Origin of the sequence: Micromonospora sp. NPDC051141 (assembly GCF_044455765.1) — a bacterium.
Classification (GTDB): domain Bacteria; phylum Actinomycetota; class Actinomycetes; order Mycobacteriales; family Micromonosporaceae; genus Micromonospora.
In genome coordinates this window covers 79,564-102,223 of record NZ_JBITFD010000001.1, presented here as the reverse complement: position 1 = coordinate 102,223, position 22,660 = coordinate 79,564, and the positions used below count along the sequence as shown (strand labels likewise).

23 protein-coding genes and 1 riboswitch are annotated in these 22,660 nt (G+C 74.1%); of the genes, 16 read left to right on the top strand and 7 right to left on the bottom strand.

The features are described from left to right. The first annotated feature begins 9 nt into the window (after nucleotides 1-9). The 4 genes from rpsD to truA all read left to right on the top strand — a co-directional run bounded on the left by rpsD (nucleotide 10) and on the right by truA (nucleotide 3,254). Nucleotides 10-636 carry a 30S ribosomal protein S4 gene (gene rpsD / locus ACIA6B_RS00475; protein WP_089155247.1) on the top strand — a complete coding sequence of 209 codons (627 nt, stop codon included), beginning with the start codon at nucleotides 10-12 and terminating at the stop codon, nucleotides 634-636. Between the two features lie 95 nt (nucleotides 637-731). After that, nucleotides 732-1,754 (top strand): DNA-directed RNA polymerase subunit alpha, encoded by a 1,023-nt coding sequence (locus ACIA6B_RS00470; protein ID WP_007073009.1) that lies wholly within the window; start codon nucleotides 732-734, stop codon nucleotides 1,752-1,754. A gap of 34 nt (nucleotides 1,755-1,788) precedes the next feature. Next, complete coding sequence (rplQ, locus tag ACIA6B_RS00465; RefSeq protein WP_396769539.1) at nucleotides 1,789-2,349, top strand: 50S ribosomal protein L17; 561 nt, start codon at nucleotides 1,789-1,791, stop codon at nucleotides 2,347-2,349. 71 nt (nucleotides 2,350-2,420) lie between these two features. Further along, on the top strand, nucleotides 2,421-3,254 hold the full coding sequence (truA, locus tag ACIA6B_RS00460) for a tRNA pseudouridine(38-40) synthase TruA (protein WP_396769537.1): 834 nt from the start codon (nucleotides 2,421-2,423) through the stop codon (nucleotides 3,252-3,254). A 93-nt stretch (nucleotides 3,255-3,347) separates the two neighbouring features. Here truA and ACIA6B_RS00455 read toward each other — a convergent pair whose 3' ends face one another. Further along, the gene (locus ACIA6B_RS00455; RefSeq protein WP_396769535.1) at nucleotides 3,348-4,496 is read right to left on the bottom strand and encodes a hypothetical protein; all 1,149 of its coding nucleotides are present in this window, start codon (nucleotides 4,494-4,496) and stop codon (nucleotides 3,348-3,350) included. A 125-nt stretch (nucleotides 4,497-4,621) separates the two neighbouring features. Here ACIA6B_RS00455 and ACIA6B_RS00450 point away from each other — a divergent pair, with 125 nt between their 5' ends. The 4 genes from ACIA6B_RS00450 to ACIA6B_RS00435 all read left to right on the top strand — a co-directional run bounded on the left by ACIA6B_RS00450 (nucleotide 4,622) and on the right by ACIA6B_RS00435 (nucleotide 8,884). Next, the gene (locus ACIA6B_RS00450; RefSeq protein WP_396769533.1) at nucleotides 4,622-5,227 is read left to right on the top strand and encodes a class I SAM-dependent methyltransferase; all 606 of its coding nucleotides are present in this window, start codon (nucleotides 4,622-4,624) and stop codon (nucleotides 5,225-5,227) included. A 41-nt stretch (nucleotides 5,228-5,268) separates the two neighbouring features. Continuing rightward, nucleotides 5,269-6,948, top strand: coding sequence for an ABC-F family ATP-binding cassette domain-containing protein (locus tag ACIA6B_RS00445; RefSeq protein WP_396769531.1), 1,680 nt, complete (start codon nucleotides 5,269-5,271; stop codon nucleotides 6,946-6,948). After that, entirely contained in the window at nucleotides 6,945-7,742 is a 798-nt protein-coding gene (locus tag ACIA6B_RS00440; RefSeq protein ID WP_396769529.1) for a nucleotidyltransferase family protein, read from the top strand. The genes ACIA6B_RS00445 and ACIA6B_RS00440 overlap by 4 nt, the downstream gene beginning before the upstream one ends. A 179-nt stretch (nucleotides 7,743-7,921) precedes the next feature. Continuing rightward, nucleotides 7,922-8,884: an aldo/keto reductase gene (locus ACIA6B_RS00435; RefSeq protein ID WP_396769527.1), complete on the top strand. Its 963-nt coding sequence runs from the start codon at nucleotides 7,922-7,924 to the stop codon at nucleotides 8,882-8,884. A gap of 145 nt (nucleotides 8,885-9,029) precedes the next feature. Here ACIA6B_RS00435 and ACIA6B_RS00430 read toward each other — a convergent pair whose 3' ends face one another. Together ACIA6B_RS00430 and ACIA6B_RS00425 are read right to left on the bottom strand one after the other, a co-directional pair. Further along, entirely contained in the window at nucleotides 9,030-9,665 is a 636-nt protein-coding gene (locus ACIA6B_RS00430) for an endonuclease domain-containing protein (RefSeq protein ID WP_396769525.1), read from the bottom strand. 7 nt (nucleotides 9,666-9,672) lie between these two features. Further along, nucleotides 9,673-9,942: a hypothetical protein gene (locus tag ACIA6B_RS00425; RefSeq protein WP_396769523.1), complete on the bottom strand. Its 270-nt coding sequence runs from the start codon at nucleotides 9,940-9,942 to the stop codon at nucleotides 9,673-9,675. A 118-nt stretch (nucleotides 9,943-10,060) separates the two neighbouring features. Then, nucleotides 10,061-10,172, top strand: a riboswitch (TPP riboswitch). On the opposite strand from ACIA6B_RS00425, the gene thiE reads away from it, so the two are divergent. From thiE to thiC, 7 genes are all read left to right on the top strand, one after another. Next, a complete protein-coding gene (gene thiE, locus ACIA6B_RS00420; RefSeq protein WP_396769521.1) occupies nucleotides 10,167-10,793 on the top strand; it encodes a thiamine phosphate synthase in 627 nt (208 codons plus the stop codon). (Overlaps the previous riboswitch by 6 nt.) Next, entirely contained in the window at nucleotides 10,787-11,917 is a 1,131-nt protein-coding gene (gene thiO / locus ACIA6B_RS00415) for a glycine oxidase ThiO (RefSeq protein ID WP_396769519.1), read from the top strand. The genes thiE and thiO overlap by 7 nt, the downstream gene beginning before the upstream one ends. Beyond that, nucleotides 11,908-12,108 (top strand): sulfur carrier protein ThiS, encoded by a 201-nt coding sequence (gene thiS / locus ACIA6B_RS00410; protein ID WP_396769517.1) that lies wholly within the window; start codon nucleotides 11,908-11,910, stop codon nucleotides 12,106-12,108. Before thiO ends, thiS begins: the two co-directional genes overlap by 10 nt. Before the next feature lie 5 nt (nucleotides 12,109-12,113). Next, the gene (locus ACIA6B_RS00405) at nucleotides 12,114-12,884 is read left to right on the top strand and encodes a thiazole synthase (RefSeq protein WP_396769515.1); all 771 of its coding nucleotides are present in this window, start codon (nucleotides 12,114-12,116) and stop codon (nucleotides 12,882-12,884) included. Nucleotides 12,885-12,949: 65 nt separating this feature from the next. Then, the gene (locus tag ACIA6B_RS00400; protein ID WP_396770199.1) at nucleotides 12,950-13,693 is read left to right on the top strand and encodes a thiamine phosphate synthase; all 744 of its coding nucleotides are present in this window, start codon (nucleotides 12,950-12,952) and stop codon (nucleotides 13,691-13,693) included. Continuing rightward, nucleotides 13,690-14,478 carry a bifunctional hydroxymethylpyrimidine kinase/phosphomethylpyrimidine kinase gene (gene thiD, locus ACIA6B_RS00395; RefSeq protein ID WP_396769513.1) on the top strand — a complete coding sequence of 263 codons (789 nt, stop codon included), beginning with the start codon at nucleotides 13,690-13,692 and terminating at the stop codon, nucleotides 14,476-14,478. Before ACIA6B_RS00400 ends, thiD begins: the two co-directional genes overlap by 4 nt. 17 nt (nucleotides 14,479-14,495) lie before the next feature. After that, the gene (gene thiC, locus ACIA6B_RS00390; protein ID WP_396769511.1) at nucleotides 14,496-16,079 is read left to right on the top strand and encodes a phosphomethylpyrimidine synthase ThiC; all 1,584 of its coding nucleotides are present in this window, start codon (nucleotides 14,496-14,498) and stop codon (nucleotides 16,077-16,079) included. Between the two features lie 45 nt (nucleotides 16,080-16,124). On the opposite strand, the gene ACIA6B_RS00385 is transcribed toward thiC, so the two are convergent. From ACIA6B_RS00385 to ACIA6B_RS00370, 4 genes are all read right to left on the bottom strand, one after another. Beyond that, nucleotides 16,125-19,133: a hypothetical protein gene (locus tag ACIA6B_RS00385; protein WP_396769509.1), complete on the bottom strand. Its 3,009-nt coding sequence runs from the start codon at nucleotides 19,131-19,133 to the stop codon at nucleotides 16,125-16,127. Between the two features lie 76 nt (nucleotides 19,134-19,209). Beyond that, nucleotides 19,210-19,518 (bottom strand): cupin, encoded by a 309-nt coding sequence (locus ACIA6B_RS00380; protein WP_281938063.1) that lies wholly within the window; start codon nucleotides 19,516-19,518, stop codon nucleotides 19,210-19,212. Next, a complete protein-coding gene (locus ACIA6B_RS00375; RefSeq protein ID WP_396769507.1) occupies nucleotides 19,515-20,465 on the bottom strand; it encodes an LLM class F420-dependent oxidoreductase in 951 nt (316 codons plus the stop codon). The genes ACIA6B_RS00380 and ACIA6B_RS00375 overlap by 4 nt, the downstream gene beginning before the upstream one ends. Before the next feature lie 2 nt (nucleotides 20,466-20,467). After that, nucleotides 20,468-21,313 (bottom strand): ABC transporter ATP-binding protein, encoded by an 846-nt coding sequence (locus tag ACIA6B_RS00370; RefSeq protein WP_396769506.1) that lies wholly within the window; start codon nucleotides 21,311-21,313, stop codon nucleotides 20,468-20,470. A 282-nt stretch (nucleotides 21,314-21,595) separates the two neighbouring features. Here ACIA6B_RS00370 and ACIA6B_RS00365 point away from each other — a divergent pair, with 282 nt between their 5' ends. Next, nucleotides 21,596-22,624: an ABC transporter substrate-binding protein gene (locus tag ACIA6B_RS00365; RefSeq protein WP_396769505.1), complete on the top strand. Its 1,029-nt coding sequence runs from the start codon at nucleotides 21,596-21,598 to the stop codon at nucleotides 22,622-22,624. The last annotated feature ends 36 nt before the right edge of the window (nucleotides 22,625-22,660 follow it).

Genomic DNA, 22,660 nt, shown 5'->3' with positions numbered 1-22,660 from the left:
TAGAGAGAGATGGCTCGTTACACCGGTGCTGACTGCCGCCGTTGCCGGCGGGAGAAGATGAAGCTGTTCCTCAAGGGCAGCAAGTGCGATGGCCCGAAGTGCCCGTTCGAGTCCCGGCCGTTCCCGCCCGGGCAGCACGGCCGCGGTCGCACGAAGGAGACGGAGTACCTGCTCCAGCTCCGTGAGAAGCAGAAGGCCCGTCGTGTCTACGGCGTGCTGGAGAAGCAGTTCCGCGGCTACTACGAAGAGGCCGTGGGCAAGAAGGCCAAGACCGGTGAGGTTCTGCTCCAGATCCTCGAGTCGCGGCTGGACAACGTGGTCTACCGGGCCGGCTACGCCAAGTCCCGGGACATGGCCCGTCAGCTGGTCAAGCACGGTCACTTCACGGTGAACGGCAAGAAGGTCGACATCCCGTCGTTCCGCGTCAAGGAGCACGACATCATCGAGGTCCGGGGCAAGAGCAAGGAGCTCACCCCGTTCATCGTCGCGCAGGCCGAGGCCGGCTCCAAGACCGTTCCGGCGTGGCTCGAGGCCATCCCCAGCCAGATGAAGGTTCTCGTGCACTCGCTCCCGGCCCGTCAGGTGATCGACACCCAGGTCCAGGAGCAGCTGATCGTCGAGCTCTACTCCAAGTAGGGGCTCGTTGCGGTGGCCCGTCCTGCGGGGCGGGCCACCGGAACAGTTGTGTCGTGGGCGTCAAATAGCGGGCGCCCCGGAAGAGAAGAGAAAAGATGCTCATCAGCCAGCGACCGTCTCTCTCCGAAGAGTCGATCAACGAGACCCGGTCCCGGTTCACCATCGAGCCGCTGGAGCCCGGCTTCGGCTACACGCTCGGCAACTCGCTGCGCCGTACGCTGCTGTCGTCCATCCCGGGCGCGGCGGTCACCTCGATCAAGATCGACGGTGTCCTGCACGAGTTCACCACCATCCCCGGTGTCAAGGAGGACGTGGTCGAGCTCGTCATGAACATCAAGGAGCTGTGCGTCAGCTCCGAGCACGACGAGCCGGTCAGCATGTACCTGCGCAAGCAGGGCCCGGGCGACGTGACCGCCGGCGACATCCAGCCCCCGGCCGGTGTCTCCGTGCACAACCCGGACCTGAAGCTCGCCACGCTCAACGGCAAGGGCCGGCTCGACATGGAGCTGACCGTCGAGCGGGGCCGGGGCTACGTCACCGCCGCGCAGAACAAGCAGGCGGGCGCCGAGATCGGCCGGATCCCGGTCGACTCGATCTACTCGCCGGTGCTGAAGGTGACGTACCGCGTCGAGGCGACCCGGGTCGAGCAGCGGACCGACTTCGACCGGCTGATCATCGACGTCGAGACCAAGCCGTCGATGGGCCCGCGTACCGCGCTGGCCTCGGCCGGCTCGACGCTGGTGGAGCTGTTCGGGCTCGCCCGCGAGCTGGACGAGACCGCCGAGGGCATCGACATCGGGCCGTCCCCGCAGGACGCCCAGCTGGCGGCGGACCTGGCTCTGCCGATCGAGGAGCTGGACCTCACCGTCCGTTCCTACAACTGCCTCAAGCGCGAGGGCATCAACTCCGTTGGTGAGCTGATCGGGCGTACCGAGGCCGACCTTCTCGACATCCGCAACTTCGGTCAGAAGTCGATCGACGAGGTCAAGATGAAGCTCGCCGGGATGGGCCTGGGGCTGAAGGACTCGGCTCCGAACTTCGACCCGGCGCACGTCGTGGACGCCTTCGGCGAGGCCGACTACGACACCGACGACTACCGCGAGACCGAGCAGCTCTAGTCCGCGCTGCCGCCACACCTGAGGAGCACCAAGCATGCCCACGCCCACCAAGGGCCCCCGCCTCGGCGGCAGCCCCGCGCACGAGCGGCTGATGCTGGCCAACCTGGCCACCGCGCTGTTCCAGCACGGCAAGATCCAGACCACCGAGACGAAGGCCCGGCGGCTCCGTCCGCTGGCCGAGCAGCTCATCACCAAGGCCAAGCGCGGCGACCTCGCCTCGCGTCGGCGGGTGCTGGGCGTCGTCAAGGACAAGGACGTGGTCTACTCCCTGTTCGACCAGATCGCGCCCCGGTACGCCAACCGCAACGGTGGCTACACCCGGATCGTGAAGACCGGTCCGCGCAAGGGTGACGCCGCTCCGATGGCGATCATCGAGCTGGTCGAGGAGCTTCAGGTCGCCGAGCCGAAGGCGAACAAGAAGACCGCCGCCCGCAAGGCCGCCCAGCAGGACAAGGTCGAGGCCCTGGCCCCGGCCGAGGAGGCCCCCAAGGCCAGCACCGGCGACCAGGACGCCGAGGCTCCGGTCTCCGCCTCCGGTGACACCGCCGCCGCCCGCGAGGACAGCGACGAGGCCACCGAGAACGACAAGGCCTGAGTTCAGGCTCGACCGGGCCCGGCATCCCCACGGGGGGTGCCGGGCCCGTCGCCGTCAACGGGAGGTACGAGGTGGGCGAGCGGACCCGGCTGCGGCTGGACGTCTCGTACGACGGCACCGACTTCTCCGGATGGGCCCCGCAGCCCACCCGGCGCACGGTGGCCGGCGTGCTCATGGCGACGCTGGACCTGGTGCTCGGCGCCGGCACGGTCACCGGGCTCACCGTGGCCGGGCGGACCGACGCCGGGGTGCACGCCACCGGGCAGGTCTGCCACCTGGACCTGCCGACCGAGGTGTGGCGGGCGCACGAGGGGCGGCTGCTGCGCCGGCTGGCCCGGCTGCTCCCGCCGGACGCCCGGGTACGCGCGATGACCGAGGTGCCGGCCGACTTCGACGCCCGGTTCTCGGCCATCTTCCGGCGCTACGAGTACCGGGTCACCGACGCGCCGTGGGGCGCCGAGCCGCTGCGCCGGCGGGACACGCTGGCCTGGCCGAAGCCGCTGGACCTGGCCGCGTTGAACGAGGCCGCGGCCGGTCTGGTGGGCGAGCACGACTTCGCCGCGTACTGCCGGCGCAAGGAGAACGCCACCACGCTGCGCGAGGTGACCCGGCTGGACTGGCGGCGCGACCCGGACGGGATCCTGGTCGCCACCGTGCGGGCCGACGCGTTCTGCCAGAACATGGTGCGCAGTCTCGTCGGCGCCATGCTGGTCGCCGGTGACGGCCGGCGGCCGGTCGAGTGGCCGGCCGGGCTGCTGACCCGCCGGGAGCGGTCCAGCGAGGTCACCGTGGCGCCCGCGCACGGCCTCGCGCTGGTCGAGGTCGGCTACCCGGCCGACCCGACGGAGTACGCCCGCCGCGCCGACCTCACCCGCCGGTTGCGGGTCCCGGTCGCCGAGGGCTGAGCCGGGCGGAGGACGACGCCGGCGCGGCGAAGCGGCCCGGAGACGGCGAACGGCCCGCCACCGGGGTGGATGGCGGGCCGGGGGAGTGCCGCTTCAGTCGCCGGTGCCGCGCTGGCCGGCGCTGTCCTCGGTCGGCCCGTCGGTGGGCTGGCCGGCCGTGCCGCCCGCGGCCCGGTGCTCCAGCACGTTCCGGTTCAGGTGCAGCTCGATCAGGTCGAACATGATCTCGCGGGCGACCGCGTCGTCGGTCGGGATCCGTTCCCCGTCCGCGCGGGTGACCAGGCAGAAGGCGAGGTAGTGGCCGCGTACCTGCCAGCCGACCCGGGCGGCGGCCTTCTCCACCGCCTCGGTGCCCGCACCCGCCGGCAGGCCCCGGAACCGTCCCTGGCGGTCGTCCAGCAGCGGGCGGATCCGGTCCCGTACCCGCTGGGCGCTGGCCAGGTCGGTCAGGTTGAACAGGCCGGCGGTGAGCAGGTGGTCGCCGTCGGGGGAGCGCAGCGTGCCCCGGACGACCTGGTTGCACCCGAGCCGGACCAGCAGGTCGGCGATCTCGCCGGTGGCCGAGACCGCGCAGTCGGTGCTGGCCTGCGTCTTGAGCACCCGGTACGCCGGTTTGCCGTCGGTGACCACGAGTTGCTTGCCCGGGAACAGTTCCTTGGCGGTGAGCGTCGCCTGGTCGGTGTCCCGGGAGTCCAGGTCGGACCGGCCGGGCACGCCCGACTCGGACACCGTCGGCAGGGGGGTCTGCTCGCTCGTCGGCGGCGTGTCGGCGCGCTCGTCGAGCAGCGCCGCGACGGCCAGGCCGGTGAGGGAGAGCAGGAGCAGCACGGCGGCGCCGCCGACCAGCGCCTGCCAGAACCGGCCACCGGCGTGGCGGCCGGCCCGCCGGTTCCGTGCCTGGTCGGGCAGGCTCGTGGTGCGGAACGTCGGGCTGGCCGGGACCGGCACGGTCGGGCCTGCGGTCGCGGCGGGCACCGGCTGCGGCGCCGGTGGTGCGGGCTGGGGCACCGGGGCGGGCTCCCGGGGCGGTGTGGGCACCGGCGCGGGTGGCGCGGGGGCGGGCGCCCGGGCGTCGTCGAGGACCGGGCGGGTGGTCCGGGCCGGTGGCAGCGACGGCGTGGGGAAGCGGGACGGCGACGGGCCGGCCGGTGGCGGCGTCGCGACCACGGGCCCGACCGGGGCCGGCCCGGGCTCCGGATATTCGAGGAAGGCGTCCTCATCGGACTCGTACCGGTACACCATGTGGGATAGAGTAGGGCCGATTATCCCTTTCAGGGGGAATATCGGGAAATTCCGACGGGGTGGCGTCGCTCCCTGCCCGCCGTACCGTCGCCCGGGCCGCCACCTGCCGATGCGAGAATGCCCGCGTGACCGGCGACCACTACTTCACCGCTGAGCCCACGACCCCGGCCCGCCCCCGCGAGGTCGAGTTCTCCGTCGCCGGGCGCGACTACACGCTCACCTCGGCCGGCGGCGTCTTCTCCGCCGACCGGCTCGACCCCGGCACCGCCGTGCTGCTGCGCAAGGCCGATCTGCCGGCCGCCGACGCCGCCGGCCCGCTGCTCGACATCGGCTGCGGGTTCGGCCCGATCACCTGCGTCCTGGCCACGGTCGCGCCGACCGCCACGGTCTGGGCGGTGGACGTCAACGAACGGGCCCGCGCGCTCACCACGGCCAACGCCGCCCGCGTCGACGCGGCCGACCGGGTCCACGCCGTCGCCCCGGACGACCTGCCGCCGGACGTCACGTTCGCGCAGATCTGGTCGAACCCGCCGATCCACATCGGCAAGGCCGAACTGCACGACCTGCTGCTGCGTTGGCTGCCCCGGCTCACCCCGGACGGGGTGGCCTGGCTGGTCGTCGCCCGGCACCTCGGCGGCGACTCGCTGCACCGCTGGCTGGTCGAGCAGGGCTGGCAGGTGCAGCGGCACGCCAGCCAGAAGGGCTACCGGGTGCTCCGCGTCACCCGGTAATCCGGTGTCGGTCGGGCCGCCGGCTCGGGCAGGATGCCCGCGTGGGATACGTGGACGTGGCAGGGGTCGGGCACATCCTCCCGGACGGGCGGGAGCTGTTCCGCGACGTGTCGTTCCGGGTCGGTGAGGGCGCCAAGGTGGCGCTCGTCGGCCCCAACGGCGCCGGCAAGACGACGCTGCTCCGGATGGTCGCCGGTGACCTGCCGGTGCCCACCGGTGCGATCGCCCGCGCCGGCGGGCTGGGCGTGATGCGGCAGTTCATCGGCATGATCGGTGACGAGTCGACGCTCGCCGACCTGGCCCTGTCACTCGCGCCGCCGGCGCTGCGTGACGCCGGGCGCCGGCTGGTCGAGACCGAGGCGGCCATGCGGACGGCCGAGGTCCGCGGCAAGTTCAGCTCCGCCGCCGGCAAGGCCCAGCTCGCGTACGCCGACGCGCTGGCCGCCTGGGGTGAAGCCGGCGGGTACGACGCCGAGGTGCTCTTCGACACCGTCACCACCATCGTGCTGGACCTGCCGTGGGACACCGCCCGGGACCGACCGGTCCGGACGCTCTCCGGCGGCCAGCAGAAACGCTTCGCGCTGGAACTGCTGCTGCGCGGCCCGGACGAGGTGCTGCTGCTCGACGAGCCGGACAACTTCCTCGACGTGCCGGGCAAGCGGTGGCTGGAGGCGCGGCTGCGGGAGTCCGCCAAGTCGGTGCTCTACGTCTCGCACGACCGGGAGCTGCTGGCGCAGACCGCCGACCGGGTGGTCGCCGTGGAGGGCGGCAGCGCCTGGGTGCACCCCGGCGGCTTCGCGAGCTGGCATGACGCGCGGGTGGCCCGGCACGCCCGCCTCGACGAGCTGCGCCGGCGCTGGGACGAGGAACACCAGAAGCTGCGCGAACTGATGCTGATGTACAAGCAGAAGGCCGCGTACAACGACGGGCTGGCCTCCCGCTACCAGGCCGCGCAGACCCGGCTGCGCAAGTTCGAGGAGGCCGGGCCGCCGCCCGTACCTCCGAAGGACCAGGACATCCGGATGCGGCTGACCGGCGGGCGGACCGGCAAGCGCGCGGTGATCGCCGAGCAACTGGAGCTGGACGGCCTGACCTACCCGTTCGACCTGGAACTCTGGTACGGCGACCGGGTCGCGGTGCTCGGCGCGAACGGGACCGGCAAGTCGCACTTCCTGCGCCTGCTGGCCCGCGGCGGCACCGACCCCGAGCCGGGTAACACGCCTGTCGACGGCGCCGCCGCGCTCGCGCCGGTCGCGCACGGCGGCGTGGTGCGGCTCGGCGCCCGGGTCCGGCCGGGGCACTTCTCGCAGACCCACGACCGCCCGGAGCTGATGGCGAAGACGCTTGTCGAGGTGCTGTGGCGGGGCGACGAGCACCGGGCCGGCATGGACCGGCACGCGGCCATGGCGGCGCTGTCCCGCTACGAGCTGGCCGGCCAGGGCGACCAGCGCTTCGGCACGCTCTCCGGCGGCCAGCAGGCCCGCTTCCTGGTGCTGCTGCTGGAGCTGTCCGGGGCCACGCTGCTGCTGCTCGACGAGCCGACCGACAACCTCGACCTGGCCTCCGCCGAGGCGCTGGAGGCCGGGCTGACCGCGTTCGACGGCACGGTGGTCGCGGTGACGCACGACAGGTGGTTCACCCGGACCTTCGACCGGTTCGTGCTGTTCCGCGGCGACGGGGACGTGGTGGAGACGCCGGAGCCGGTCTGGGACGTTGGATGATCGACCAGGAATTGGTCGACCGGCTCTGCGCGGTCGACGGCGTGGTCGCCGTGGCGCTCGGCGGCAGCCGGGCCCGCGGCGAGCACCGGCCCGACTCCGACTGGGACGTCGGCCTCTACTACCGGGGTACGCCGGACGTGGCCGGGCTGCGCGCGGTCGCCGACTCGGTCGCCGACAGCCCGGTGGACCTCACCGGGCCCGGCGGCTGGGGCCCCTGGGTCGACGGCGGTGGCTGGCTGCGCGTCGGCGGGGTGGCGGTGGACTGGATCTACCGGGACCTGGACCGGGTGCACCGGGTCTGGGCGGACTGCCGCGCCGGCCGCTACACGGTCGAGGTGCAGGCCGGGCACCCGCTCGGGTTCTACTCGTCCGCGTACGCCGGGGAGGTCGCGCTCGGCCGGGTGCTGGGCGACCCGACCGGCGAGCTGACCGCGCTGCGGGCCGAGACCGTCCACTACCCGCCCGCGCTCGGCGCGGCACTCGTGGCCGGCGGCTGGGAGACCGGTTTGCTGCTCGACGGCGCGGCCAAGGGCGCGGCCGGCGGCGACGCCGGGTACGTGGCCGGGTGCCTGTTCCGGGTGGTCGGCGTGCTGGCGCAGGCGCTGCACGGCCGGGCCGGGCGATGGCTGGTCAACGAGAAGGGCATGCTCGCCTCGGCCGGACGGCTGCCGGGCGCGCCACCGGACTTCACCGCCCGGACGCAGGCGCTGCTCGGCGCCGTGGGGCGTACCCCGGAGGAACTGGCGGCGACGGTCGATGCCGCCCGGATGCTGGCGCGCGACGCGCTCGGTTGACGGCCGGCGGTGGCCACCGCCGTCGACGCGCTCACCCGTCGGCCTGGCCGGCGCGGCTCGCCGGTGGGTCTGCGATCGGCGGGCTCGGCGGGGCGCTGCCAACCTGATGGCGTGGATGGGTCACCTCCGCGGTGACCGGTGCCGGCGCTGGCGGGTGGGTGCGCGGCGGCGGGCATAGGGTGGATCTCGTGAGTGAGATGACCTATCGCCGGCTGGGCGACTCCGGGCTCGTGGTGTCCGTGGTCGGCATCGGCTGCAACAACTTCGGCCGCAAACTCGACAGCGACGGCACCCGGGCGGTGGTCGACGCCGCGCTCGACGCCGGGATCACCTTCTTCGACACCGCCGACATCTACGGCGAACCGCAGGGCGGCTCCGAGGAGCTGCTCGGTCAGGCGCTCAAGGGGCGCCGCGACGACGTGGTGGTCGCCACCAAGTTCGGCATGGACATGCACGGCGCGAACGGCCCGGACCACGGCGCCCGGGGCGCCCGCCGCTACATCGCCCGCGCGGTCGAGGCGTCGCTGCGCCGGCTCGGCACCGACCACATCGACCTCTACCAGATGCACGAGCCCGACCCGGGCACGCCGATCGACGAGACGCTCGCCGCGCTGGACGACCTGGTGACCGCCGGCAAGGTCCGTTACCTCGGCAACTCCAACTTCGCCGGCTGGCAGATCGCCGACGCCGACTGGACCGCGTCGTCGGCGGGGCGTACCCGGTTCATCTCCGCGCAGAACCACTACTCGCTGCTGGAGCGGGGGGTGGAGGACGAGGTGATCCCGGCCTGCGAGCGGTTCGGCCTCGGCATGCTGCCGTTCTTCCCGCTCGCCAACGGGCTGCTCACCGGCAAGTACAAGCGGGGCGAGGCGCCCCCGACGGGCAGCCGGCTGGCCGGCGGCGGCCGGTACGCCGAGCGGCTGGCGGCGGCGCGCTGGGACACCATCGAGGCCATCGAGGCGTACGCCGCCGAGCGGGGGATCAGCATGCTCCAGGTGGCCATCGGCGGGCTGGCCGCCCAGCCGGCGGTGACCTCGGTGATCGCCGGCGCGACCACTCCGGAGCAGGTACGCGCCAACGCCGAGGTGGGCACCTGGCAGCCCACCGACGAGGACCTGGAAGCCCTCAACGCCCTCCTCTGACCCCGCCCCCACCCCCTACCCAAAGCCAGCCTTCGCCAGGGGTGGAACGTCATGGGTGTCTCACGACCTTTTTGACACCCATGACGCTCCACTCGCCGCCAGCACCGGCCGCGGGTGGAACGCCATGGGTGTCCGGGGGAAGGGGTCAGTGGGGTGGTGTCGGGGCGCGGCGTTCAGCGAGGGCCTGGCGGACCAGTGCGACGGTGGCGTCGGGACGGCGCAGCACGTCGTCGGCGGTGAACCGGAGCACGACCCAGCCAGCCGCACGGAGCGCGTTGAGACGTGCCACATCACGCCGGAAGTGTGCCCGCTCACGGTGGTGGTCGCCGTCGTACTCGATCGCGAGGCGCAGCACCGGACAGGCCAGATCCACCCGGGCCACGAAGCGTCCGGCCGCGCGTATCTCGTGCTGCGCGGTGAGTGGGCCGATGCCGGCGTCGAGGAGGAGTAACCGCAGGCGAGTCTCCATCGGGGACTCGCTCAACGGTTCAGCCAGCGTCAAGACCTCGCGCAGCAGCGGCGCACCCGGCCAGCCGGACCGGGTTTCGGCGTAGTCACGCAGCGCGGACAGCCTCACCACCCGGCGACGCAGTAGCGCGTCCACGGCGACCAGCGCCTCCACCCGGGGGCCCAGCCGACCGAGGTCGAACGCGGTGCGCAGCGCGGTGGTGACCGGCAGCCCGGCGAACCGGGTACGGTCCTCGTCGGGCAGTGACGACCGCACGACCGTCAACTGCGGGTGCGGGCGCAGCCGGACGTCTGTCGGCAGTAGCACAGTCACCGGCGCGTCACGGCTGAGCAGCTCGGCACCGAACAACCAGGCGGCGCTCCCGTCCCGCCAGCACGGCACCCGGCGGCAGGCGCAACGCCACCGCCTCGCACCACATCCGATGGTCGTCGACACGGTATCCGTGCCGGTGCACGTACACGTCCGGCAGCAGGCGGACCCACGTCGGCCCGCGGAGCATCGTCCAGGTGAGCAGCCCTTCGGAGACGGCACGGCTGCCCCGGAACGGCAGGCGCGCAAGGCAGCGCGGGATACGCGCGGGAACGGACATCCTGGCAGCGTGCTGTGACGTGACGGTCAGCCGCCGTCCCGGCCCGCCGGGTGGTGCGGTCCTGGGAAAAAACTCACCCGGTCTTCCGTACGGCGGGGAGGCGTCGTACGGTAGGCCGCAAGTGACCCACGGGAGCCCGGTGTGGACCGGGCTGAGAGGGGGGCTGACAGCCCCCGACCGTTGAACCTGATCCGGGTAATGCCGGCGCAGGGAGGAGCGTTGCCGTGCCGTCCCTGGGACGACTGCATCTCATCACCGACACCCGACCGGGGCGGGATCCGCTCGGCGTGCTGCGTGCCGCCATGCCGGTGGGCCGCGCCGAACTCGTCGTGCAGGTCCGCGTGACGGACGACGCCACCGACCGGGAGGCGTACGAGCTGGCCCGCCGGGTGGTCGAGGCGTGCCGGCCGTACGGCACGTGTTGCCTAATCAACGACCGGTTGCACGTGGCGCTCGCGGTGGGCGCGGCCGGTGGCCACGTCGGGGCGGACGACCTGCCGGTGGCCGCCGCCCGCCGGGTGCTCGGCGTCGACGCGGTGCTCGGCGCGACCGCCCGGGAGCCGGACGCCGCCCGGGCCGCGGTCGCCGCCGGAGCGAGCTACCTGGGCGTGGGCCCCTGCCACGCCACCACCACCAAGCCGGGGCTGCCCGCGCCGATCGGCCCGGACGGGGTACGCGCGGTCACCGACGCGGTGACCGTGCCGGTGATCGCCATCGGCGGGGTGACCGCCGCGGCGGTGCCGGCGTTGCGGGCGGCCGGGGCGTACGGAGTGGCGGTGGTCGGAGCGCTCAGCTCGGCGGCCGACCCGGCGCGCGCCACCGCCGAGCTGCTCCGGGCGCTGACGTGTTAGGCGGGGCCCCTTCCGCTACCGGAGGCGTTGACAGGGGGCCCTTCCTTTCCGAGGTGGGGGTGGTGGGGGCGGGGCCGGTGGGGCTGGCGATCGCGTGGCGGTGCGCGCAGCGCGGGCTGCGGGTGAGCGTGTACGACGACCGGCCCGGGTCGGGTGCGTCGCGGGTGGCCGCCGGCATGCTCGCCCCGGTCGCCGAGGCGTACTTCGGGGAGCGGGAGCTGACCGGGTTGCTGGTCGAGTCCGCGGCCCGGTGGCCGGCGTTCGCCGCCGAGCTTGCCGAGGCGAGCGGCGTCGACCTGGGCCACCGCACCGAGGGCACGCTTGTGGTCGGGCTCACCGCCGACGACCTGGCCGAGGCGGGGCGGCTGTGGTCGTACCAGCAGGGGTTGGGGTTGCCGATCACGCCGCTGCGCCCGTCGGCGCTGCGCGACCGCGAGCCGGCGCTGGCCACCCGGGTGCGCGGCGGCGCGGTCGCGCCCGGCGACCACCAGGTCGACCCGCGCCGCCTGGTCGCCGCGCTGCGGGTCGCGGCGGAGCGGGCCGGCGTGACGTTCCGGCCGACGCGGGTCGGCGCGCTGTCCGAGGTGGACGCGCGGGTCACCGTGGTCGCGGCCGGCTGCGGCGCGGCGGCGCTGACCGGGCTGCCGGTCCGCCCGGTGAAGGGCCAGGTGCTGCGGCTCCGCGCGCCCGGCGACGGTCCGCCGGGCTTCCGGCACGTGATCCGGGGGTACGCCGACGGCGAGCCGGTCTACCTGGTGCCCCGGGCGGACGGCGAGGTGGTGGTCGGCGCCACCGTGGAGGAACGCGCGGACGTCGAGGTGACCGCCGGCGGTGTGCTGCGGCTGCTCCGCGCCGCCGCCGAGCTGGTCCCCGAGCTGACCGAGTACGCGCTGGTGGAGGCCGTCGCCGGGCGGCGCCCGGGCACGCCGGACAACGCGCCGGTGATCGGGGCGCTGCCCGGCCGGCCCGACGTGCTCGCCGCCACCGGGCACCACCGGCACGGCATCGTGCTCACCCCGGTCACCGCCGACCTGGTCACCGAACTGATCGTCAGCGGCGGGCCGGACCCGGCGCTCGCCCCCTTCAGCCCGGCACGGTTCGCGAAGGAGCGCCTGTGGAACTGATCGTCAACGGCACGGGGCGGACGCTGCCCGAGGGCGTCACGCTCGCCGAGGTGGTGCGCGCGGTCACCGGTCAGCAGCGCGGCCTCGCGGTCGCGGTCAACGGCGAGGTGGTGCCGCGCGGCGGCTGGCCGGCGAGCGTGCTGCGCGACGGCGACCGCGTCGAGGTGCTCAGCGCCGCGCAGGGCGGGTGACCGGGATGTCCCTGGAGATCGGCGGCGTGCCGCTCGGCTCCCGGCTGGTGCTCGGCACCGGCGGCGCGGCCAGCCTGGACGTGCTGGAGGCGGCGGTCCGGGCGTCCGGCACGGAGGTGGTGACGCTGGCGCTGCGCCGGGTCGACACCACGCCGGGTGGCGCGGGCGGCCTGCTCGACCTGCTGGAGCGGTGCAAGGTACGGCTGCTGCCGAACACGGCCGGCTGCCGGACCGCGGTGGAGGCGGTGAAGACGGCGCACCTGGCCCGGGAGGCGTTCGACACCGACTGGGTGAAACTGGAGGTGATCGGCGACGAGCGCACGCTGCTGCCCGACGGGGTGGAGCTGCTGCGCGCCGCCGAGGAGTTGGTCGCCGACGGGTTCACCGTGCTGCCGTACACCTCGGACGATCCGGTGCTGGCCCGGCGGCTGGCCGACGTCGGCTGCGCCGCCGTGATGCCGGCCGGGTCGCCGATCGGCTCCGGTCTGGGCATCGGCAACCCGCATCACCTCCGGCTGATCCGGCAGGCCGTCGACGTGCCGGTGATCCTCGACGCCGGTATCGGCACCGCCTCCGACGCCGCGCTCGCCATGGAGCTGGGTTGCGACGGGGTGCTGCTGGCCAGCGCCGTCACCCGTGCCGCCGACCCGGTGGCCATGGCCACCGCCATGCGCCACGCGGTCGAGGCCGGTCGCCTCGCGTACGGCGCCGGCCGCATCCCCCGCCGCTCCCACGCACTTCCGTCCACCCCCGACGACGGCCGGCCCGACCTGTGACCCCCCGTCCCGCTGTCGGCGATCTTGGTACGCGCACGCTCTTCCGGGGGCGGATCAGTACCAGGATCGGGCGCGGTCCGGGAGGTGTGGTGCTGCTGACCGATCGGCGCGTCGCCCGGGGACCGCTGGCCGACGTGGTGGCGAGTGCCGTGGCCGGGGGAGTGCGCTGGGTGGTGCTGCGGGAGAAGGACCTGCCGCGCGCCGAGCGCCTGGCGCTCGCCGTCGCGCTGCGCGCGGTCGTGGCCGACGTCGGCGGCACGCTGGTCGTGGCCGGACCGGACCCGCTCGACGGCGACGCCGTGCACCTGCCGGCCGCCGGCCCGTACCCGCCGCCGCGCCTCGGGCTGGTCGGCCGCTCCTGCCACGACGCCGCCGAACTGGCGCGACTGACCACGGAGGACTACGCGACGCTGTCCCCGGTCTACCCGACCCGGACGAAGCCCGGCTACGGCCCACCGCTGGGCCCGGAAGGGCTGCGCGAGCTGGTCGCGGTCAGCCCGGTGCCGGTGCTCGCACTCGGCGGCATCGAGACCCCGGCCCAGGTCACGGCCTGTGTTGACGCGGGTGCCATCGGCGTCGCCGTGCTCGGCGCGATCATGCGCGCCTCCGATCCCGCCGAAACCGCCACCGCGCTGGGCAGCGCCTTCCAGGAGGCGTTCACCCCGGTTGTCGCGCACCCCCCACCCGACGGCGGAGATCCCCACGAGAGGGCTGCGGCCGACCGTGACCACGCAGGGATCAAGCCTGACCGCCCGGAGTGGGCACGGTCGGCCGCAGCCCCCACCGCAACCAGAGAAGGAACGCAGTGACGCCGCAGGTACTACTCACCATCGCCGGCTCCGACTCCGGCGGCGGCGCCGGCATCCAGGCGGACCTGAAGACGTTCGCCGCGCTCGGCGCGTACGGGACGAGCGTGCTCACGGCCGTCACCGCGCAGAACACGCGCGGCGTGGACGCCGTCCTGCCGCTGCCCCCGCAGACCGTCCGCGACCAGCTCGACAGCGTGCTCGGCGACTTCTCCGTCCGGGCCGTGAAGACCGGCATGCTCGGCACGCCTGCGGTCGCCGAGGCGGTGGCCGGGGCGGCGCGGGACGGGCGACTGCCCCGGCTCGTCGTCGATCCGGTGCTGGTCGCCACCAGCGGGCACCGGCTCGGCGTGACGGAGGCGGTCGAGCGGCTGCTGCCGTACGCCGAGGTGGCGACGCCGAACTGCGCGGAGGCCGCAACCCTCACCGGACGCCCGGTCGGCACGGTCGAGGAGATGGTCGCCGCGGCCGAGGCGCTGGCGGCGCGCGGGCCGGCGTTCGTGGTGGTGACCGGCGGCGACGTCGACGCGGCCGGCGAGTCGGTGGACGTGCTGGCCGGCGATGGTCCGACGCGACTGCTGCGCGCGTCCCGGGTGGACACCCCGCACAACCACGGCACCGGCTGTTCGTTCGCCGCCGCCGTCGCGGTCCGGCTGGGAGCCGGCGACGCGGTGCCGGTCGCGGTGGCCGCCGCCAAGGAGTACGTGACCCGCGCGCTGACCGGCGCGCGGGGCTGGGAGCTGGGCGCGGGACGCGGCCCGCTGGACCACTTCGGCTGGTCCGCTTGAGCGACAGGGAGGCTGTCATGCAGGCACGTCGCAAGGTGTACGTGGAAGGGTCGCGGCCGGACATCCGGGTGCCGTTCGCGGAGGTGACGCTGACCGGGGACAACCCGCCGGTGCGGCTCTACGACACCTCGGGCCCGGGATCGGATCCGGAGGTGGGGCTGCCCGCGCTGCGCGGGCCGTGGATCGCCGAGCGGGGCGACGTCGCGCCGGTGCGGGGCGCCGGCAGCCCGCTGGCGGGAACCCGGCCGACCCAGCTCGCGTACGCCCGGGCCGGGACCGTCACGCCGGAGATGGAGTTCGTGGCGATCCGGGAGGGCGTCACGCCGGAGTTCGTCCGGGACGAGATCGCCGCCGGGCGGGCCGTGCTGCCGCTCAACGTCAACCACCCGGAGTGCGAGCCGGCGATCATCGGCAAGGCGTTCCTGGTGAAGGTGAACGCCAACATCGGCACCTCGGCGGTCACCTCGTCGGTGGCCGAGGAGGTGGAGAAGCTCACCTGGGCGACCCGGTGGGGCGCGGACACCGTGATGGACCTCTCCACCGGCAGGCGGATCCACCAGACCCGCGAGGCGATCGTGCGCAACGCGCCGGTGCCGATCGGCACCGTGCCGATCTACCAGGCGTTGGAGAAGGTCGGCGGGGACCCGGTGAAGCTGAGCTGGGAGGTGTTCCGAGAGACCGTGATCGAGCAGGCGGAGCAGGGCGTCGACTACATGACCGTGCACGCCGGCGTGCTGCTGCCGTACGTGCCGCTGGCCGTGGACCGGGTGACCGGCATCGTCTCCCGGGGCGGTTCGATCATGGCGGCCTGGTGCCTGGCGCACCACGAGGAGAACTTCCTCTACACGAACTTCCCGGAGCTGTGCGCGCTGCTGGCGAAGTACGACGTGACGTTCTCGCTCGGCGACGGGCTGCGTCCCGGGTCGATCGCGGACGCCAACGACGAGGCGCAGTTCGCCGAGTTGCGTACGCTCGGCGAGCTGACCACGGTGGCCTGGGAGCACGACGTCCAGGTGATGATCGAGGGCCCGGGGCACGTGCCCATGCACAAGATCAAGGAGAATGTGGACCTCCAGCAGGAGTGGTGCCACGAGGCGCCGTTCTACACGCTGGGCCCGCTGACCACCGACATCGCGCCCGCGTACGACCACATCACGTCCGCGATCGGCGCCGCCATGATCGGCATGTTCGGCACCGCGATGCTCTGCTACGTGACGCCGAAGGAACACCTCGGGCTGCCGGACCGGGACGACGTGAAGGCCGGCGTGATCGCGTACAAGATCGCGGCGCACGCGGCCGACCTGGCCAAGGGGCATGCCGGTGCGCAGGCGTGGGACGACGCGCTCTCCAAGGCGCGGTTCGAGTTCCGCTGGGAGGACCAGTTCAACCTGGCGCTCGACCCGGAGACGGCCCGGGCGTACCACGACGCGACGCTGCCGGCCGAGCCGGCCAAGACCGCGCACTTCTGCTCGATGTGCGGACCGAAGTTCTGCTCCATGAAGATCACTCAGGAGCTGAAGGACTACGCGGCGCGGGGCATGCGCGGCAAGTCCGAGGAGTTCGTCGCCGCCGGCTCGCAGGTCTACCTGCCGCTGGCCTGAGCGTGACCGGGGGCCGGGCGCGGTCCGGCCCGGCCCCGGGTCGGCTCAGTCGCGGTGGTGCCGGCCGGTACGCAGGGAACGTGCGTCGTCGGCGTTGTCGTCCGAGGCGAGCCCGGCGACCCAGTCGACGTACTCGTCGTCGGTCGTTGCGCCCGGCTCGGCGGTCTCGTCGGCGGGCTCCGGTCCGCCCTTGTCCCGGTTACGCCGGAACAGTCCGCGCCGGGTCTTCGACTTCCCGCCGGCCGCCTCGGCGTCGTCCGCCCCGGCGTGCCGTCCCCGGGACGCCTCCCGGTCGTCTTTCCCGGCACCGGAACCGGCGCCCGAGCCGGTGCCCGAGCCCGAGCCGGAACCCAAGTCCGAGCCCGAGCCTCTACCCGAGCCCGAGCCGGTACCCGAGCCCGAGCCGGTACCCGAGCCCGAGCCGGTACCCGAGCCCGAGCCGGTACCCGAGCCCGAGCCGGTGGTCTGCTCCGGCACGGTCATGCCGGTCCTCGCGCCGTCGGTCCGCGCCGGCACGGCCTCCTCCGCGGCGGGCCGGCCGGCCGTGCGGGCGTTGGTGGCGAGCGCGTCCCACCCGGTGCTCCGACCCGGCTCGGGCAGGCCCCGGGGGCGGGGACGGGGCGCGGGTTCAGCCCGGTTGGTCGGGTCGTCGCCGTCCCGGCCGGGGGCCGGCGGCGTGGTGGTGGCGGGCGGACGGGCCGGCCGGTCGGCCGGCGGAGTGATCGGCCAGGCCGGGCGTACGTCCCCCGCTCGCTCGGTGGCGTCCTCGAAGATCGGGAACCGTGGCCGGGGTGACGCGGGCGCGGGTTGCTCGGCCGGCTCGGGGTCGAAGAAGAAGCTGCGTGGCCGCCGGGCCGGTGGCGGCGGGGCCGTCGGCTCCCCGGTTCGCGTTCCGCCCGGCATGTCGGTGCCACGCGCGTCGGTGCGATCCCGGATCGGGCCTGCTGCCGTGCTGGCCGTGTCGGTGGCTCCGGCTCCGTCGGTGGCGCCGACCGTATCGGCGGCCCCGGCGGGCCGGTTGGCGCTCACCGCACCGGCGGCCAGACCAGGGCCGGCCAGGTCGGCGGCCTCGGTGGCACCGACGGGCGTGGCTGGGGACGGCGTGGCTGCGGGTGGCGTGGCCGCGGACGGGCCGGTGTCCGCACCGGTGGGACGCGTCGGTCGGGTGCGGCCGGAGCGCCCGGTCCGGGGGGCTTCGGCCGGTTCGCCTGTCGCATCGTCCGCGAGCGCTGTGGGCCGGGTGGCGGCCCGGCTCCGGCGTGCCCGGGTGGCGCGTGGCGCGGCCTCCGCCCGTCCTGCCCTGACGTCGGCCGTCTGCTCCGCCGTGCCGTCGGACTTCTGCGCCGCGGTGGCGTCGGCCGTCTGCTCCGCAGTGCCGTCGGGCTTCTTTTTCGCCGTGCCGTCGGACTTCTGCTCCGCGGTGCCGTCGGACTTCTGCCGCGCGGTGCCCTCAGACCTCTGCTCCGCCGCGGCGTCGGCCGTCTGCTCCGCGGTGCCGTCGGACTTCTGCTTCGCGGAGCCGGTGGGCGCATCGGTCGTCGGGATCGTGGCCCTCGTGCGCGCCGGGCCGGTGGTGGTCGGCGTGACCGCGCCGGACGGCGTACCGGCCGTCGGGTCGGTGCCGGTCGCCTCCGGTGCGGAAACCGGCCGCATGGCCTCCCGCCCGTCGGTCCCCGGCTCGTCAGCCCTCCGCCCGTCGGTCCCGGACTCGTGGGCCCCCGCCCCATCGGTGCCCGCCCCATCGGTGCCCGACCCGGTGGTGCCCGTTCCGGCGGTGGTCGTTCCGACGGTGCCCGTTCCGGCGGTGGTCGTTCCGGGCGGGCCGGAGCCGGCCGGAGCCGGCCCGGTCGACGGCTGCGAGTCGGGGCGGCCGGCGGCGAGGACGTCGATGGCCGAGGTGCGCCGGCCCGGCGGCAGCAGGCCGGGCATCGGGGACGTGCGGGCCGGATCCTCGTCGTGCCGGGCGTCGGCCGGTGTGACCGACCGGGCCGGTCGCTCGTCGTCGACGGACGACGCCGGACCGGCGTGTCGGGGGGCCGACGACGGCGGCGTGACCGACCCGCCGGCCTCCGGCCAGTCCCAGTGCGCGGGAGCCGGCGCGCCGGCCGTGGCCGGTGCCGGCGCGGTGGTGGCCGGTGTCGTCGGAACGGGCGCGCTGGGCGGCAGCGGCGCGAGGATGTCGGTCGGGTCGACGGCGTCGGCGTTGCCCGGCCGGGGCAGCACCGAGGTGGCGGTCGCGCCGAGCGCCCCGGCGGCGACCGCGATCAGCGCGCCGTAGTAGGGCGCGAGCTGGTAGCGGTCGGCCGCCGTGCCGGGACCGGCGGTCAGGTAGGCGAACGCCACCAGCACCGGCCCGGCCGCGCCGGCCGCGCCGCCGACCAGTGGCGGATGCCCGGCCCGGCGGGCCAGCACACCGATCGCGCCGCCCGCGAGCAGGGCCAGCGTGGGCAGCAACAGCATGGCCAGGCGTTGCGCCGCCGGGGCGCCCAGCCAGGACGGTTCGAGCACCCCGAGGCGTACGGTGGCCAGCGGCCGGTTGGCGACGATCGTGGGGGCGACGGAGAGCAGCGCCAGCAGCCAGACGATTCCGGTGGAGATCGCGACGCCCCAGCCGAACGGCGGCTTGAGCAGCACGGCGATCGCCGCGCCGGCGCCCACCACCGCACCGAGGACGGCGCAGATGCCGGCCGCCCAGACCGGGTCGACGGAGCCGCCCAGCTCGGCGGCGCGGGCCGGTTGCATGCAGAGCGGGGCGACCACGACCGCGCCGAGCGCGCTGACGCCGGCGATCGAGAGCAGCTCGGTGGTGCCACCGGGGAAATCCTCGCGGCGGGCGAGGCGCTCGGTGAGGACGGCTCCGGCGACGGTGGCGACGGCGGCGAACCAGGCGACCCAGACGAGCTGGGCGGGCCAGCGGTTGACCGAGACGTCGACGAACGCGCCGTCGAGGCGGACGACACCGAAGCCGTACGCGACGCCGAGCTGGCCGGCAGCGGCCAGCACACTCACCCCGAGCGCCGTGAGCAGCAGCCTGCCCCACGTCCGAAAGGCCATGTCGGGCACGTTACGGCCCGGTGGGGTGGTTCGCCACCTTGCCACCGCGCGGCGCGGCGAACCGCCGCCGGCGTGGCTACTTCAGCTCGACCAGCCGGGCGAGGTAGGTGGTGTCGCCGACGTTGGTCAGCATGTGCACCGCCCCGGGGTCGCGATAGACCACCCCGCCGGTGGGCTCGTCGGCGTCGATCGTGGTGCCGTCGATCGTCTGCACCACGTTCTTCGCACCCTCGATCGCCACCACCAGGTACGGGTGGTCGTGGCGGTGCAGCGGCTGGCGCTCGCCCGGCTCCAGCCGGATGTGCCAGACCCGGACCCGGTCGTTCTCGTAGACGATCTCCTGGCCCACCGGGCCGAGTTCGAGGTCGGCGTGCGCGTGGGTCATCGTGCTCCGTCCAGTTGGGGGAGCACCTCGGCGGCGATCAGCTCCACGTGGTCGAGGTCGTCGAAGTCGATCAGCCGCAGGTGCACCCGGGTGGTGCCGACCGCGGCGAACTCGCCGAGCCGGTCGACGAGCTGGGCGGGGGAGCCGACCACCGGGTCCTCCGGCGGAAGCGCGCTGGCGACGTGCAGTGGCGCGGCCCGTCGCTGCGCCTCGGCGTCGGTGCGCCCGATCGCCACCACGATCCCGGCGGAGAGGGTCAGCGGCGCACGCCCGGACGCGTCGCGCCCGGTGCGGTCGCACGCCTCCCGGACCCGCTCGTAGGCGGCGGCCGTCTCGGCGACGCTCTTGAACGGCATGTTGAACTCGTCGGCGTACCGGGCGGCCAGCTCCGGGGTGCGCTTGGGGCCCTTGCCGCCGACGATCACCGGCGGGCCGGGCTGCTGCACCGGCTTGGGCAGCGCGGGCGAGTCGACCAGCCGGTAGTGCTCGCCGGTGAAGCTGTACGTCTCGTCGGACGGGGTGCGCCACAGCCCGGTGACGATCTCCAACTGCTCGGCCAGCCGATCGAACCGCTCGTTGACCGGCGGGAACGGGACGCCGTACGCGGTGTGTTCGCGCTCGTACCAGCCGGCGCCGATGCCCAGCTCGACCCGGCCGCCACTCATCCGGTCGACCTGGGCGACCATCACGGCCAGCGGCCCGGGGAGCCGGAAGGTGGCGGAGGTGACGAGCGTGCCGAGCCGGATCCGGGACGTCTCCCGGGCCAGCGCGGCGAGCGTCAGCCAGGCGTCGGTGGGGCCGGGCGGCGCCGGCTCGTTCCCCATCGACCGGTAGTGGTCGGCCCGGAAGAAGCCCTCGAAGCCCGTCTCCTCGACCAGCCGGGCGAACCGGAGCTGGTCGTCGTAGTCCGCGCCGCGGTGGGGTTCGGTGAAGACCGTGACCCGCATGTTCACCGTCCTCCCGCCGCCGCGGCCCGCGGCGGCGTCTCGACCGGCGTGGCCGGCGGTCCCACCGGGCCGGCCGGCATGGGTACGCCGGGTGCGTCCCGTTCCATCAGCAGTTCGTGCAGCTCGGCGCTGATCCGGGCGACGTCGGCCAGGTGCGCGTGCCGGCCCAGGGTGCGGGGCCGGGGCACGGCCACCTCGACCACCTCGCGGATCCGGCCGGGACGCGGGCTGAGCACGACCACGCGGTCGGCCAGCAGCACCGCCTCGTCGATCGAGTGGGTGACGAAGACGATCGTCGCCTTCGTGTCCATGTGGACCCGTTGCAGCTCGCCGGAGAGTTCCTCCCGGGTGAGCGCGTCGAGCGCGGAGAACGGCTCGTCCATCAGCATCACGCGGGGTGAGCCGATCAGCGACCGGCAGAGGGAGACCCGCTGCTGCATGCCGCCGGACAGCTCGTGCGGGAGGCGCTTCTCGAAGCCGCCCAGCCCGGCCATCTCCAGCAGCGCCCGGGCCCGGTCGCGGTGCTTCGCCCGGCTCCAGCCGAAGATCTCCACCGGCAGCAGCACGTTGTCGAGCACCGTGCGCCAGGGCAGCAGCGCCGGCCGCTGGAACAGCATGGCGACGTCCTGGCGCGGCTTCGTGATCGGCGTGCCGGCGACGGTGATCTCCCCGGCGGTGGCCGGCAGCAGGCCGGCGATCATCCGCAGCAGAGTGGACTTTCCGCAGCCGGACCGGCCGAGGACGGCGAGGAACTCACCCTCGGCGACGTCGAGGTCGATGCCGCGCAGCGCCTCCACCCGCCCTGAGCGGCCGTCGAAGGTGCGGGACACCCCGGACAGTCGGATCATCTGCCGGCTCCCTTCCCACGTCGTCCGAACGCGAATCGGGCTAGCGTAGCGGGACTCGTCCGGTCGCTCTGTCGGGGGTGGACGTCCGCGCACCCCTCTTATGCACGTTCGTTTCCGTTCCGCAACCCGGACGGTTGCTGCGCGTCATCTGGCTTCTCGTACGCTGTTGCGCGCGAAGAGTCCCCTCGCGACGGTCCAGTCGGCCAATCCCCCCTGCCGACCCCGTCGGACCCACGACCCGACCGGCGAAGATGCCCAGGTCGGAAAGGACATGGTGCACTGATGAGAAGGTTGACCCGCACAGTCGCCGCGGCGGCGCTGGCGACCGCCCTCGCCCTCGTCGGCGGCTGCAGCAGCGACTCGGACAAGTCCGAGAGCAGCGGCGGCACCGGCGGGGCGCTGGAGAAGGTGACCTACCTCACCTCGTTCGGCAACTTCGGCCGTGACTCCTACGCCTGGGTGGCGAAGGACAAGGGCTTCTTCAAGGAGGCCGGCTTCGACGTCGACATCAAGCCGGGCCAGGGCACCGGCTCGGTCATCCAGACCATCACCGGCGGTCAGGCCGACTTCGGCCCGATCGACCTGACCGGTGGCATCCTCCAGCTCGGCAACGGCCAGGCGAAGGACTTCGTGGCGGTGGCCGCGATCCAGCAGCGCACCATGGCGGCCATCGTCACGGTCGAGGGCAAGAACATCGCCACCCCGAAGGACCTGGAGGGCAAGAAGCTCGCCGACACCCCGACCTCCGTCGTGCGCAACCTCTTCCCCACGTACGCGCGGCTGGCCGGCATCGACAACAGCAAGGTGACCTGGGTCAACGGTGAGGCGCAGGGCCTGATCGGCATGCTCGGCTCCGGTTCGGTGGACGGCATCGGCCAGTTCGTCGTCGGTCAGCCCACCGTCGAGGTGGTGACCAAGAAGAAGCCGGTCGTGCTGCCGTACAGCAACGTGATGCAGGACCTCTACGGCAACGCGCTGATCACCTCCACCAAGATCGCCAAGGAGAAGCCGGAGATGGTGAAGAAGTTCACCGCCGCGCTGCTCAAGGGCCTGGAGTACGCGTTGGAGCACCCGGACGAGGCGGGCGAGATCCTGAAGAAGAACGTGCCGGCCGCCGTCCCGGCCGCGTCCGCCGCCGAGCTCCGGCTGATGGCCGCGTACGTCCGGTCGAGCAACTCCGGCACCGCGATCGGCACGCTGGACAGCGGCCGGGTGGCCAAGAGCATCGCGCTGCTCCAGGGCGCGGGCGCGCTGAAGCAGAACCTCACCCCCGACCAGATCATCAACTTCGACCTCGCGCCGAAGGCCTGACCGGTCGCTCGGACCAACGGGGGTGCGACCCGCCGG